This window comes from Lysinibacillus sp. NPDC093692, from assembly GCF_050280125.1.
Classification (GTDB): Bacteria; Bacillota; Bacilli; order Bacillales_A; family Planococcaceae; genus Lysinibacillus.
The window spans coordinates 525,342-537,481 of the sequence record NZ_JBNNUW010000001.1; the positions used below are offsets into that span (position 1 = coordinate 525,342).

General features: G+C 30.0%; 9 protein-coding genes and 2 pseudogenes. 8 read left to right on the top strand and 3 right to left on the bottom strand.

What is annotated here, in order from left to right:
• Position 1: 1 nt before the first annotated feature.
• The 7 genes from ACQKN4_RS02315 (at position 2) to ACQKN4_RS02345 (ending at position 9,036) form a co-directional block, all read left to right on the top strand.
• Complete coding sequence (locus tag ACQKN4_RS02315; RefSeq protein ID WP_427482046.1) at positions 2-1,162, top strand: MupA/Atu3671 family FMN-dependent luciferase-like monooxygenase; 1,161 nt, start codon at positions 2-4, stop codon at positions 1,160-1,162.
• Positions 1,152-2,045, top strand: coding sequence for an aldo/keto reductase (locus ACQKN4_RS02320; protein WP_427482048.1), 894 nt, complete (start codon positions 1,152-1,154; stop codon positions 2,043-2,045). The genes ACQKN4_RS02315 and ACQKN4_RS02320 overlap by 11 nt, the downstream gene beginning before the upstream one ends.
• Positions 2,046-2,080: 35 nt before the next feature.
• Positions 2,081-3,370, top strand: a complete 1,290-nt coding sequence (locus ACQKN4_RS02325) for a condensation domain-containing protein (RefSeq protein ID WP_427482050.1) — start codon at positions 2,081-2,083, stop codon at positions 3,368-3,370.
• 14 nt (positions 3,371-3,384) lie between these two features.
• Complete coding sequence (locus tag ACQKN4_RS02330) at positions 3,385-4,917, top strand: condensation domain-containing protein (RefSeq protein WP_427482052.1); 1,533 nt, start codon at positions 3,385-3,387, stop codon at positions 4,915-4,917.
• A 180-nt stretch (positions 4,918-5,097) separates the two neighbouring features.
• A complete protein-coding gene (locus tag ACQKN4_RS02335; protein WP_427482054.1) occupies positions 5,098-7,374 on the top strand; it encodes a penicillin acylase family protein in 2,277 nt (758 codons plus the stop codon).
• A 5-nt stretch (positions 7,375-7,379) separates the two neighbouring features.
• On the top strand, positions 7,380-7,994 hold the full coding sequence (locus ACQKN4_RS02340; protein WP_427482056.1) for a 4'-phosphopantetheinyl transferase family protein: 615 nt from the start codon (positions 7,380-7,382) through the stop codon (positions 7,992-7,994).
• 16 nt (positions 7,995-8,010) lie between these two features.
• Positions 8,011-9,036 (top strand): hypothetical protein, encoded by a 1,026-nt coding sequence (locus tag ACQKN4_RS02345; RefSeq protein WP_427482058.1) that lies wholly within the window; start codon positions 8,011-8,013, stop codon positions 9,034-9,036.
• Between the two features lie 42 nt (positions 9,037-9,078).
• Here the strand turns inward: ACQKN4_RS02345 and ACQKN4_RS02350 are convergent.
• The 3 genes and pseudogenes from ACQKN4_RS02350 to ACQKN4_RS02360 form a co-directional block, all read right to left on the bottom strand.
• Positions 9,079-9,457 (bottom strand): annotated as a pseudogene (locus tag ACQKN4_RS02350) (transposase); the annotation flags it as partial.
• Between the two features lie 59 nt (positions 9,458-9,516).
• Positions 9,517-10,267, bottom strand: a pseudogene (gene istB / locus ACQKN4_RS02355) (IS21-like element helper ATPase IstB).
• A complete protein-coding gene (locus tag ACQKN4_RS02360) occupies positions 10,260-11,258 on the bottom strand; it encodes a hypothetical protein (protein WP_427482060.1) in 999 nt (332 codons plus the stop codon). The pseudogene istB and the gene ACQKN4_RS02360 overlap by 8 nt, the downstream one beginning before the upstream one ends.
• Before the next feature lie 686 nt (positions 11,259-11,944).
• On the opposite strand from ACQKN4_RS02360, the gene ACQKN4_RS02365 reads away from it, so the two are divergent.
• Positions 11,945-12,100 (top strand): hypothetical protein, encoded by a 156-nt coding sequence (locus tag ACQKN4_RS02365; RefSeq protein ID WP_427482062.1) that lies wholly within the window; start codon positions 11,945-11,947, stop codon positions 12,098-12,100.
• Positions 12,101-12,140: the final 40 nt, after the last annotated feature.

A 12,140-nucleotide genomic window follows, 5' to 3' on the forward strand; every position in this document is an offset into this window, starting at 1 on the left:
AATGATGAAATCACAAATAGATAATGAAGTTATTAAATTGAGTGAAGAACGTCAAAAATTATACGAAAAGTATCTTGAAAATAATTTGAAAAATAAAAAAACTAAGACTCTGAAATTTGGTCTTTTCTCTTTTTCAGCTGTAGGAATAAAAAGTAAACAAGAGAGCTATGATTTATTATTTGAAAGTGTTAAATATGCTGATCAAAATGGTTTTAGTTCGATTTGGACACCAGAAAGACATTTTGATAAATTTGGAGGTTTATATCCAAACCCTGCTGTTATTGCTGCTTCTATTGCAGCAATAACAGATAACATTAATATAAGAACGGGAAGCACCGTATTGCCTATTCACAATCCACTTGAAACTGCTGAAAGTTGGTCAATGGTTGATAATATTTCAAATGGAAGAATCGGATTGGGTGTGGCACCAGGTTGGCACCCAAGTGATTTTGTCTATAGCCCCTCTACATATGTAAATAGAAGAGAGGTATTATTTGAACGCTTAGAAACTCTTGAAGGTTTGTGGTCTGGAAATAGACTGAAAATAACGGGGGTAAATAATACAACGGAAAATTTAAAAATCTATCCAGAACCTATACAAAAAGAACTTCCGATTTGGATTACAAGTTCAAATAATATTAAGACTTGGGAAAGGGCAGGTGAGCTTGGGAAAAATGTACTTACCGCTCTTTTAGGGCAACAAACAATAGAAGAATTAGCTAATAACATTAAGGCATATAAAAGTAAGCTTTTAGAATATGGACATGATGATAATAAAGAAATTACCGTTATGATTCACACCTATTTAGGAAGAAGTAACGAAGTTGTGAAAACTGAAATTAGAGATTCGTTTATCAAATATTTAAAGGTACACATGGAACAATATAGACATGAGTTATTGGGAAAAGAAATTAAAGTAGACACACTTGGATTTTCTGATCATGATGAGGATTCTTTGGCAATTTTTGCTTTTGAGCGATATTTTAATGATCGAACTCTTTTAGGATCAAAAGAAAAATGTTTACCACTACTTGAAGAACTTAGAGGAATTGGAGTAACAGAAATAGCTAGTTTGATAGATTTTGGAATGCCAAATAATAAAGTGTTAGACTCATTAGAAATATTGAATGAATTGAAACAAGAGGTAAATAATGAATTCTGAAATTATGATTGGCACATGGGCATGGGGGAACAAGAAGTGGAATTATGGAATAAATTTCAATAAAGAAAATTTAGATGAAATGTTTCTAAAGGCAATTCAACAAGGATTTCTATCTTTTGATACTGCAATTGGTTATAGAGATGGAAAGCGTATTTTAGGAGAATTAATAGAAAGACATAATGTTCAAAACGAAGTTAAAATAGCAAGCAAGATCATGCCTTATCCATGGAGATATAATCCAAAGATATTTGAATCGGTTGTTAAAAGGCACATATTTGATTTAGGATTGAATAAAATTTTTTTATTACAAATACATCGTCCATTACCACCATTCCCTATTGAGAATTGGGTGGAAAAGTGTGTGTGTTTAAAAGAAGAAGGTTTAATCGAACATATCGGTATCTCTAATTGTAATACAGAAGAAATGTTGAGAGCACATGAGAAACTTAAAGATCACGGATTGGAACTTTATTCCAATCAAATTCAATTCAATTTAGTCAATCCCCATGCTGATGCAGAAGGAATGAGAGAAGCAGCAAATATTAATGGAATAAAATTATATGCCTATAGCCCTTTAGCAAGGGGATTGCTAAGTGGTTATAGAAATAGTCGTCCACTAGAAAAAAGTCGAAAGAATATTTCCTTGAAGCATATCACGCAAGTTGAACCACTACTTGATTTAATGGAAAACATAAGGAAAAAACATAATGTTAAATCAATTGAACAAGTCGCACTAAAATGGATTATGCAAAAAGGAATTGTTCCTATTGTTGGAACAAAAAAAAGTGAGCATATAAATAGTTATAAACAGTTAGCCGTATGGGAATTAGATAATGATGAAATGGAGATATTAAATAAAATTTCTCTATATTGGCTAAGTTAATTAATAATTTTATAATCCAGATTGAGGTGTTTTAAATGAACCAACGAGAAGAACTAGTAAAAAAGTTATTAGTAGAAGAGAAGAAAAAATTTATTTCACCTTCACAAAAGAGATTTTGGTTTATTAACTTGCTCAATAATAATAAGAAAAATTTGAATTTTAATACTTGCTTGGTTAAGTTAAACGGAATTTTAGATTTTAATGCTCTAAATCAAAGTATTAATATTATTTTTAAAAGACAAGACATGCTAAGGACCTCAGTAAAGACAGTTAAAGGAAGACCCGAGCAAATAATTAAACCATATAAAAAATTCATTATAAATACAGTAGACCTATCAAAGGATGATAATTTAAATAATGTTATTAATGATTTCAGGAGTAATCTTAAATTTGAAGATAGCCCCTTAGCTAATATATTGCTTATTAAGAAAGGTGAAAATTCTCATATACTTCTTTTATCACTCCATCACTACATTTCCGATGGTTGGTCTTTTCAAGTTTTTTTTAATGAGCTGAAACACTTTTACGAGCAGAATACTTTAAACATTGATATTAAGCAATTACCTCATTTGAAATACCAGTATTATGAATATGCGTTTAACGAACAGCAGAAATTTAAAAGTGAGTTATTTACTCAGAAATTAATTTTTTGGAACAATTATTTAAAAGATCAACAGAATTTAAAACTCCCTTTAAAACATAGTAATGAAACTCCACTTGGAAGTTCAGTTGAAACATATTTTTTTACTATAAGAGAAAGGGAAACCATATTAAATTTTTGTCAAAAAAATAAATTAACTCTTTTTCAATTTATGGTTAGTGTTATCCAATATGCATTTTATCTGAAAAGCCCTCACCTACATGAATTAAGTATCGGGACACCTGTATCCAGAAGAGAGGGAGGACCTTCTAATGATGTAATCGGGTGCTTCATTAATACAATAATAATAAGAACTTTATTTTCAAATCAAAAGACTTCAATTGAAGAATTCATTATAAAAAATAAGCCTAATATAACAAAAGCTTTAAAAAATCAAAGTGTCCCCTACGAACAAATCATAAAAGCCAGTAGAGATTCTTCAAATAGTAAAGGATACAAAATTTTAGTTTTTGAAGATAATACTCCACCCCATAGATTTTGCCTAGGAGATTTAGAATGTGAATATTTTAAAATCAATTCAAATGATTTAGATGAAGAGATGGCTATTTATTATCACTTTAGTAAAAATGAGTTCTCTTTAAATATAAATTATAAAAATTATTACGAAGAAGAAGAAGTTCAAAATTTAATGGCTAATATAATTAAATTAATACGTCAGTTATAGGGAGAAGATTAAAAATGGATAACTATATCAATATTTATGAAATAATATGTAGAATTTTAAACCAAAAGGATTTAAAACTTACTCCTGACACTGATTTTTATGAAATCGGTGGAGATTCAATGTTAGCAGTAGAATTAATACATTATATAAATTCTCACTTTGATACTGAAATATCTTTAGGGGATTTTCTTGAAAACACTACCCCAAGAAATTTATTAAATTTAATTAAGTCCAATAAGAGTAGTTTAAATTACCAAGAGAATGACGAAGATAATTTAAACTCTAAAAATATCCCTCTTCTTCCTACTCAAGAAGCGCTTATGGATTTTGAAGATATGGTGCCTAAAATGCATTTTAATCACCTTTTTGATGTTTTAGGGATAAAAGGGATAATAGAATCAGAGTTTCTTGAAAAAAGTATTAATAATGTGTTGAAACGCCATGATGCATTAAGAGCATCATTTAATTTTAAATCAAGAACCCAAATAATTAATGAATTTAAATATTTACCTCTAAGAATCACCGAAGTGAAGGATATGACAGAATTAAAAAAACAGGTAGAATCAGATTTACATCAACCTTTTAATTTAGAATCAAATGCATTTTTTATACGTTTTCACTTAATTTGTGTAAATAAAAGTGAGTATTACTTAAATATTGTTGCTCACCATCTTATTATTGATGGATATTCATTGCAAATGCTAGAAAAAGAAATATTTATGTTTTATAAAGCGTATTTAAATGCGGAACTGCCTCAAATAGATATTGACCCACCTAAATATAAGAGCTATGTAATCAAGTCCTTGAAAAATCTTCCCCTTACAAGTGCTGCTTTGGTGAGTCAACCAATAAAGTTTCCTCAAAATATTAAAGAACACATCAATCAATTCCAGAGGAAAATATTAATTAGAGAACTAAATATCGAGGAATTAAAGATTTTACAAAATACTCCAGAAATGAAAGGTACTACGCTTTTCCAGATTTTATTTAGCCAATTTGCTTTGCTTTTAGCCTTAAAAACTAAAACTAACAACTTTCAAGTATCTCTCCCAATACTGAATAGAAATAGTTCAGTAGAAATAGGAACAATGGGCAATATTTCTAGTGTGAGTACTGTAAACGTTGTGCTAGATGAAAATACAAAATTAAGAGATTTAATTGACGATATTGGAAAGCAAATTAAACAGACGGATATTAAATTCAAGTGGGCTACTGAAAGGAATTATAAAGAAAATCCTAATAATAGTAATGTTTACTTTTCATATCAAAAAAGATTCTTGTTTAAAGATTTTAAATTCGAAGTTCAAAGTGAAAATGAGAAAATTTTTAATAACACTTATATTTCTCCGAATGGTATGAAATTAATGATGAATATTGATTATAATCAGAATAAAATTATATTTCGTCTAGATTATCAAATGAAATATTTTGACGAAAACTATATTTATGAGTTAATCCGAATGTATGAATTACTATTGTCGAAATTCAGCACCAATATTAATTTGACTCTTAATGAAATTGCTGAAGATATAGTGAATTTAAACTAAATTGAGGTGTCTTTTATTATGAAGTATCTAATAGTGCTGCTTATACTAATATCTAACTCTATTATATTTAAAATATCTGCAAACTTGTTTTTTATAACTCTTATTATTGAATTTAGTCTTCTGATTTATTTTTTACAGAAGAAAAAAGTGTTGTTTGTTTTATATACTTTAATTAAAACTTTGCCAAAAAAGAATACTAAAAATATGGAAATAGATGGATTATTCGAAAATGTTCATGTCCAATTTGATTCTTATGGAGTTCCTACTATAAAAGCTGAAAGTTTAGAGGATAGTTCCTTTGTTCTGGGTTATTTAACTGCGAGGGATCGTTTATTTCAAATGGATTATCAACGGCGTGAAAGTTATGGGGAACTGGCAGAGATCTTAGGAAAAGTCTTCATAGACAAAGATAAAGAAATGAGATTATTAGATTTAAAAAAAATTGCAACAAAAGTAGTTGAACATCTTAATAAAGAGGAATTAAGTCTGTTAAAAAGTTATACCGATGGTGTTAATAATTATTTAGAAACTGTTAGTATTAAAAATAGTTTTGAGTTTATATTACTTGATTATACCCCCGAAAGATGGACGATTATTGACAGCATAGCGGTTTTTTTGGGTTTTTTCAAAAAATTAACGCTAGATCCAGAAGACAAAAAAATGGTAGAAGTTATGAATAATATACTTCCTAAGGATATTGTTGACTTTCTACTTCAAGATGACGATTGCTTTAATAATAAATATTTAAATAATGCTAATAGAGCATTTAACGGGATTCCAAAAGAACAAATTATTTCATTAATTAAACGGTTAAAAAATAAGCCTTCTATAAAAGAATCAATGCCGGAATTTATATTACCTATTGGTTCGAACGCTTGGGGGAAAAGGTACAAAACAAAGCAAGGGAAATATATTTCAAAAATTGCAAATGACATGCATTTACCTCTCTCAGTTCCAATTACTTGGTATCGCGCTCACTTAAAATTACCTGAAGGAGGCGGGAGTGGAATTATTTTGCCTGGCTTACCAGCTATAATTGCCGGCTCGTCTGATCATCTTAGTTGGGGTTTTACCAGATTTTGCGGAGATAATATGGAATATTTAAAATTAGAGTCTAATGAAAATGAAGATAGCTATCTGACTGAAGACGGGTGGAAACCATTTGAATATGAAAAACAGCTTATTAAAGTTAAAAATAGTGAAACTATTGAAATTAATATAAAAAAGACAATATACGGAAATGTAAATGCCAACAAAGTTTTAGATAAAAATGTATTACAATTCGGTAGTTTATTAGACTATAAAGCAATTAATTTTTCCATATATAAAATGATGCTAGTTAAAGATGTAGATGAAGGTATTCAAGTTATGAAAGAGTTTGGGGGTCCCCCAATGAATGTAATAATAGGGGACGATAAAGGAAATATTGGATGGACTGTATGTGGGAAAATACTGAAAAATACTAACAAAGATTTGTTGGGAATGGTCAATTGGGATGAATATAAATCAAGAAATGTATATTTGCATGATTCAGAAAAACCAGAAATTATTAATCCGACTGTAAATTATGTAGTTTCCGCAAATAATCGAATTATAGGAAGTGAAAGTAAGAATATATTAGGAAATAATTATTTTAATGGTTACCGTTTTTACCGAATTACTAACTTACTAAGGAATGAGCAACCATTATCGGCTAATCTAAAATGTGAAAGCATGGAAAATATTCAAAATGATACGTATGGTGAATTTTATTTTTATTATAGAGATTTAATTTTTGAAAGTATGACAAAGAAAAATGATGATTTCTCTAAAAAAATATTACACATGCTTGATAAGTGGGACAATAATGTTCAAAAGAATAGTCAATATTTTTCAATGCTCGTTGTATTTCACGAAAATTTAGTTAAAAAGGTAATCGAGCCACTGGTAAGTGAAGCTAAAGAAATTCAGCCAGATTTCCTTTTTGCATGGAACAACATTGAAACCCCACTAAGAGCAATACTTAGTGAGAAAAATTGTGAACTTATTTATACAGAAAAAGAAGACTTCGATGACTTTATTATAGATACTTGTAAAGAAGCATATGAACAACTTAGAAGTAATTTTAAGTGGAATGGTAAAAAGGCGTTAAGATGGGGAAAGACTAATAAAACTTTTATTTTTAATATTTTAAGCTTTTATTATCAAGAATTCTGGTCTGTTTTTAACATGCCAGTTAGGGAACTAGAAGGTTGTCAAAATACTGTTAATGTTTCATGGCCAGGATTTGGAGCATCTGTTCGTTTTATTTCCATACCAGGTGAGAAGGTAGGACTAATATCTATCCCGGGAGGGCAGTCTTCACATCCACTATCCAAAAACTACCGTGATCACTTTAAAAAGTGGATTAACGGTGAATATATTAATTTATATCCAGAAAGTAGTGTCTATGAATTGAATTTTTATAAAAAGGAATAAATAAAATGAAAAATATATATTATTTATATTTATCTGACCAGGAACTTAGATCTGAAAAATTCAAATATTTAATTGACGATATGAGCAAATTAGAATGCTTATACATAAATAAATATAAAAGAATTGAGGATCGTAATAGAGCATTATTAGGAACCTATATAGTTAAAAACCTTTATAATAGAAAGAACTCATCAATAGAATTAATTAGGGATGGAAAGAAAAAGCCTTATATTATTATTGGTAATAAAAAAGAGAAGAATTTTAATATAAGCCATTCTGGAAATATTATCATGGTTTCAATATGTGATACAAACGTAGGAGTAGATGTTGAGCTAATAAAAGAAGATTCTTTAATAAATAAATTTAACACTCAACAATTTTCAGAAAATCCAATAATTAATTTTTTCTTAAACTGGGTGTTGAAAGAAAGCTATGGCAAGAAGGTAGGAAAAGGATTATTAACTGAAAATCTATTTGAGACTGAATTTATTAAGATTAATGAGCAAGTCTATATGTATAAATCTAATTATTTACATATTTTCTACCCAGAAAGAAATTATATTGCTTGTATATGTGCAGAGAGTCCTGAAATTCCAGATATCATAAAGTTGAATTTTTGATAAGGAGATGTGCCTGATGAATAAGAAATTCCCAATAAACTATCCAATTGATAAAAAAACTGCTGATAAAATTAAGAATGAAATAGAAAAGCAAGGTATGGTTGCTCAAATAGATGAAAGATTTAATTTATGGATTACAAGTCCGACATTAAATGACAGTGAAGTTGACGCAATTGTTGAGAATACTATAATATCTAGTCAAAAAATTAAGATGATTGATAAAAATGATTTTAATAAAATGGTGAAAAGAGATGTTTCACTTTATGGGTACAATCTTAGTGAAGATGGAGTTGTTTACTTAAAAGGTCATGCTTTAAATGTTTATAATGAATTTAAAGATATTTTTGAGGAACTTAAAAAATGTTATAATGCAGAATTGCTTGAGATTCCTTATGTTATAGGGAGTAAAGAGTTGAGAAAAATAAAGTATAATCAACAATTTCCTGATAACTATACGGAAATAAAAAATACATCTCATTCAGAAACTATTGAATATTCCGTTTTGCCTGCTGCCTGTTTCCATACTTATAAAAATTTGGAAAATATTAATTTAAAATCCAAAAAACTAGTTGGAACATTAGGTAAGTGTCTCAGAAATGAAGAAAAAAAGTTGATTTCAGAGTATAGACTAACTTATTTTACGATGTCAGAAATTGTGACTTTCGGTACTTTTTTTGAAGTAGAGGAAACCAGAAAATGTATAATGGATAGAGTTTGGAATTTATTTAACTTGCTTGGTTTAAGAGGAAGGATTGAAACAGCATCTGATCCATTTTTTAATTCAGACAACAAAAAAAAATACCAGTTAGACAATGAAATTAAATATGAATTAATCTATGAATTAAAAGGGGAAGATTTTTCGGTAGCTTCATTTAATATTCATGAAAAATTCTTTACATCGAAATATAACATAAAACTTTTAGATAATCTTGCTTTTTCTGGATGCAATGCATTTGGTATTGAAAGATGGGTTTATGCTTTTTTATTAACGTATGGAGATGAAAAACTTCCAAAGTCATTTAAATATAAAGAAATATTCTGAGGAAAATGAAATCACCCACTTTTTTGAAGTGACCCCAAAAAGTTAGACACGGTTATTTCTTTTAGGCAGCTTGGTAAACTGAGTTCGGTATTGTACCGGACTCAGTATTAATTTTGCCTTGATACGTTTCGTGTTGTAATAATTCATATATTTTTCTAGTTCCTCTTTAAACTGCTCGACACTTTCGAATTCTTTAAAGGAATTCAGACTTCATAATCCCCAAAAAATTCTCCATCACCGAATTATCGTGACAATTTCCGTTGCGTGACATACTTTGTACAATACCTCTTTCTTTTAGGGCATGGCGATATTGTTTCATCTGAAAATGCCAGCCTTGATCTGAATGCATCAGTAGCTGATGTTCCGCTGGTAACTTCCCTAAAGCCTTTTCCAACATCTCTGAAACAAGTGAATACGTTTGAGCCAATGTAACCGTCAACCAAAATTGAACATTTTTTGCCCATTAACGATGAACACTTTTTACTCGTTAAATATCTTTTGCTGATGCTTTAATCGATGATTTTCATTGTTCATATGAATAACTTCTACTCAGTGTAACAGTCGATCTAAAATCGCTGTCATCATTCCTTGATTTCCTACTAATTCCGTCTATTCTTCAGGACTCGGTTTGATGTTGAAATGAGCAAGCTTTGCTCGTATATCTTATGTATCAATTGAAAGAATAACGTCGCCTAACGTTGATTTAAAGCCATGTACATGACATCATCTATAATGCCCAAATCCGAAGCCCGCAAACATTTTAACTGAATTTGCGAACGATGCGTAAATTCTTCTGTTTTTAATAACTGGATTAGTTCTCCCATTGTTACGAAATAGACTTGAAATCCTTTCTGAATTGCTTCAATACCTAAGCCTACTGCCAATAAAGTTTTACCGGCTCCAGGTGGTCCTAAGAGAATTAAGTTATAGCTCTGCTCTAACCACTGAAATTCTTGTAATTGCTTCATTTGACCCACTGTAATCGCTGTCTGCTCATCTAACTGAAACATATGCAACGGTTTATGATATGGAAAACATGCCTATGTAAGCGTTTTTCAATACTCTTTTCTTCACGTCTTCTTAACTCTAACGTAGTGAGCTCCTCTAAAAACTCTAAATAAGTCCAAGGTACTTGTTCTGCTTCGCGAAGAAGCTCTGGAAGCCCCTCCGCTGTTTCAACTAATCGTAATTGTTTAAATGCTTTTTGAATATCTACTACACTTTTACTCATTTATTTGCCTCCCATACGGTGAATGTACTCTTGTAAGTCCCTTGTTTGTACTGCTATTGTTACAGGCTGTTTTAGGTTCTACCTCTACAGCTGCTTCAATTCCGGGTTCTGTTTTCGTACGCTTAAAATAAGCGACAACATCACGAAATTCATTAGCACTATACAATTTTTCTTGAATACATTTTTCTACTGCTCTAGAAATCCATTCTGGACTTTCTGTTGCGACTTTTTTAAAAAGTAACAGCCGGTCACGTCGATAACGACCGTATGTATGACAAACATCTTGAATATATTGCTCTGCGCCTTCATAAGGAAATAAAATGAGCACATTTCGTTGTAATTGATCGAGCGATGTAGAGCGATCGCGTCCATGATTTACATTTTTAATTAGCTTTCCTTTTTCTAAGCTAATCGAATGCTCCGCAAGAATTTCTCCTGTATACGGCGCTAAAATCTTTAGTATTTGCCCATGGAGCAATAGATTTACTTCTGGATATTTCGTATAATTACCTAAAGGAATAGAGTATCGATTGGACGCATATCGAACCGTATTGTCCTTGTTCACATTCCTTGTTATAATTTCAGTATGGTTGCTTTCTATAATAGAAAGCGGTGATGAGACTTTTCTTAAGTGTTGCTTTTCGAGGAGAAACACTTCGAAAGGTCTCTTTTTTGTCGTGTTATGTATTTTATAATTGCCTGTCCGTTCGAGCCATTTCCAAGCTTTTTCGTTCCAATCCTCATGCGATGAATAGACATGATTTTTCGCAAAGTTATTTTTTACGTACTTTACGACATTTTCAATTTTTCCTTTAGACTCAGGGTCTGCTTTACGATAGAGATAGATGTTGAATCTACGTTCCTTTACATACTGATGAAATTCCTTTGTTAATATAAGGTCTCCGGCATTTTCACTAACAGCGATTAAATTATCCTGATCATATACAATCTCTTCCGTAATACCATCATAATATTTGAAACGCTTTTTCATGACAATGAATTGTATCTTTCGTAGTAAAAGGGCGATGTTGCCAAATCATATATTTTTGCCTAGAATGGTCCAATACAAAGCCGATAAAATACAACTTCATTTCTTTACCATTAGTCATTTTGTATTTCATCAAAATAAACAATCTTTATCATCTTTTTTTGTTCAGTAGATTTTTTTCTTGATATACACGCTTCCTCCAATTTCAATGTCATAAGATATCGGCTGTGTACCTAATTTCTGTGAATACTTCCCCCATTGAGGATTGAAACCTTTTTTAGATTACTCATATTCAAATTCATTTTTTTCTTCACTATGTAGTAGATTTCTCTTCAATTTATGCATGCTCCTTATATTTTAGATTTTTAAACACTCCTGGTTAATTAAAATCCGAAAAGTAAATATATCCCATTAAATTATACAATAAATGTTTAACTAGGTTCGTGTAAAAAAGGTACTTTTGAACTATTGCTATTTTAAGGATTTTGAGTATTATGATTAACGCTTGAGGTCAATAGCAACTAATTTATATAAACACCTATCTTTACTAGAAAGGAGGTACCTCTTAGTGGAGGACAAACATTATCACAATATCCCCAATTGGTATCAGCAATGTCTTGTACATTGTGAAGTCTTAGGTATATCAAAAACAACTATCAAATTGTTCATCCACCTTCAGGAACAAAAACATGAACAAAATAATGAAGAAGTTAAAAATCAAAGGTTATGAAAAAAGCACCATTATTAAACCAAGATTGAACTACAAATTGAAAGAAATAAAAGATGTTCAATTATCACTTCATTTTGAAGAAATAAATTCTATTAATATTAAGAATGAGAAATAAAGTATAAAAAATTCCTTTCCAGTCAAGATTGATTATAAAA

Excerpts from the sequence above, each read along its gene's own strand:
- ACQKN4_RS02320 (WP_427482048.1), top strand. The coding sequence starts at position 1,152 with ATGAATTCTGAAATTATGATTGGCACATGGGCATGGGGGAACAAGAAG.
- ACQKN4_RS02340 (WP_427482056.1), top strand. The coding sequence starts at position 7,380 with ATGAAAAATATATATTATTTATATTTATCTGACCAGGAACTTAGATCT.
- ACQKN4_RS02365 (WP_427482062.1), top strand. The coding sequence starts at position 11,945 with ATGAACAAAATAATGAAGAAGTTAAAAATCAAAGGTTATGAAAAAAGC.
- ACQKN4_RS02345 (WP_427482058.1), top strand. The coding sequence starts at position 8,011 with ATGAATAAGAAATTCCCAATAAACTATCCAATTGATAAAAAAACTGCT.
- ACQKN4_RS02330 (WP_427482052.1), top strand. The coding sequence starts at position 3,385 with ATGGATAACTATATCAATATTTATGAAATAATATGTAGAATTTTAAAC.
- ACQKN4_RS02315 (WP_427482046.1), top strand. The coding sequence starts at position 2 with ATGATGAAATCACAAATAGATAATGAAGTTATTAAATTGAGTGAAGAA.
- ACQKN4_RS02325 (WP_427482050.1), top strand. The coding sequence starts at position 2,081 with ATGAACCAACGAGAAGAACTAGTAAAAAAGTTATTAGTAGAAGAGAAG.
- ACQKN4_RS02360 (WP_427482060.1), bottom strand. The coding sequence starts at position 11,258 with ATGAAAAAGCGTTTCAAATATTATGATGGTATTACGGAAGAGATTGTA.